2 protein-coding genes are annotated in these 1,635 nt (G+C 60.1%); one reads left to right on the top strand and one right to left on the bottom strand.

The features are described 5' to 3' along the window. The coding region (locus tag V6C07_RS04420; RefSeq protein ID WP_333535153.1) for a M15 family metallopeptidase at positions 1-421 on the top strand (421 nt) is incomplete at its 5' end. A gap of 36 nt (positions 422-457) precedes the next feature. On the opposite strand, the gene V6C07_RS04415 is transcribed toward V6C07_RS04420, so the two are convergent. Further along, positions 458-1,360, bottom strand: a complete 903-nt coding sequence (locus V6C07_RS04415) for a DMT family transporter (RefSeq protein WP_333535152.1) — start codon at positions 1,358-1,360, stop codon at positions 458-460. Positions 1,361-1,635 lie beyond the last annotated feature (275 nt).

The raw sequence follows: 1,635 nt of genomic DNA, 5'->3' as shown, positions 1-1,635 counted from the left end.
CCTGCGCCTTTCCGCTCCGGCTGCCCGTGCGCTGGGCCGGGCTGATGCGCGTCTTGCCGTTGCCGTACGTAACGAGCCGCATCTAAAGGATTACCTGAAGGTTGACGGAGGGTTTGTGTGGCGGCGCATAGCCGGCGAAGCACGGCTTAGTCCGCATGCGTACGGCATTGCGGTGGATCTGAGTGCGCGTCTGGCCCCTTACTGGCGCTGGAGCAAGCTGCGTCCGCATCCCATGCAGCGCGGATATCCTTCTGTCATCGTTGATGCTATGGAGCAGGCGGGCTTTATCTGGGGTGGCAAATGGCATGAGTATGACATCATGCATTTTGAATACCGGCCGGAGATCATCTGCAAGGCCCGCATGCTGAAAGCGCGACGCGGGCAGGGAAGCGCAGCGGATGGCGCGGCACATGCCCGCTGATGCGGCGCATGTACCTGCGTATTGATTTTTCGCCTGTTATTCCTTACTTTTGTCGGTGGTGAGCAGCAGGACAGCCCCAAGCACCAGCGCGCCGCCGAACCAGCCCAGCGGGGTGAAGTTTTCGTCCCAGAACAGCCAGACCCATAACGTGCCGAGAACGGGTTCCAGATGGCAGGTCACGGCAGCCCGTACCAGGCTGATGCGTTTCAGCCCCATGCCGTAACAGAAATAGGCAAGATAGCACGTCAGAAAACCGAGGATGAAAAGCCAGCCCCATATCTGCGGGCTGTGGCTCAGGTGGATCGGCTCAAAGAGTCCCAGCGACACAATGCCGCCGATAAGCATATAGCCGTAAATGGCGGCGGTGGAGTAGCGCGTCTGCCACCAGCGGTAGAAAGGGTAGTGCGTGGCATAGCTGAATCCCGCCAGCAGGCCGCAGGCGATGCCGAGCATGGATGTTTCGCCCGGTATGCTGCCGCCGGTAAAGCATACCAGGGTTGTGCCGCACAGTGCGATGCCGATGGCCAGGGTTTTGCGTCTGGTGATGTGTTCGCCAAACAGCAGGCGCGAAAAAAAGGCGACCCATACGGGCGCGGTGTACAGAAGCACCACGGCCGTGGCCCCGCCGCTGAGCTTGATGGACATCTGCATGGCGGCAAAAAAGACGCCTGTTCCCCAGAGGCCGAAAAGCATGAAAATCAGGGCGTCACGGATTTTGACGCGCAAAGACCGGGTCAGGGCTGCGTGTATCAGAAAGCAGACGCAGCCGATGGCGGCCCGCCAGAAGGCTGTTTCCAGCGGCTGAACACCACCGGCAATGCAGAATTTGGAAGACACGCCGAGCAAAGACCAGAAAAAAGCCGCAAACAGAATCCACACATACCCGCTGGACCCGCTGTTGTCTTGCAGCATCATGCTGTCCTGGCCGACGTTTTTCATCTCCTGCTCCTTGCTGGCGCTTTTGCCATGCATTTGTGTTTGTCCCGCAGTCCGGCAACGGAAAATCTTTTGTCCCGTCATTGCAAATCCTGCCGGGGCTGTTGTCGGTGTGGGGAGTTCCGCCTCTATTCCGGGCGCGGCCTGTGCGGCAGATCAAGGGCCTGCAAGACAAGGCCGGCCAGTTGCGTCTGGGCGTCCGGCATGGGCAGGCCATCCCAGGCACGGCCGATCAGCCAGAGAGGAACGCGGCGCGTGGCCGCCGTATTATCGTTGTG

Origin of the sequence: Desulfovibrio sp. 1214_IL3152, from assembly GCF_036763055.1 — a bacterium.
Lineage (GTDB): Bacteria > Desulfobacterota > Desulfovibrionia > Desulfovibrionales > Desulfovibrionaceae > Desulfovibrio.
The sequence above is the reverse complement of the archived record's forward strand: the minus strand, read 5'-3'. Positions and strand labels throughout refer to the sequence as shown.

Bases quoted from the DNA above. Each gene is read 5' to 3' on its own strand.
- V6C07_RS04415 (WP_333535152.1), bottom strand. From the start codon at position 1,360: ATGAAAAACGTCGGCCAGGACAGCATGATGCTGCAAGACAACAGCGGG.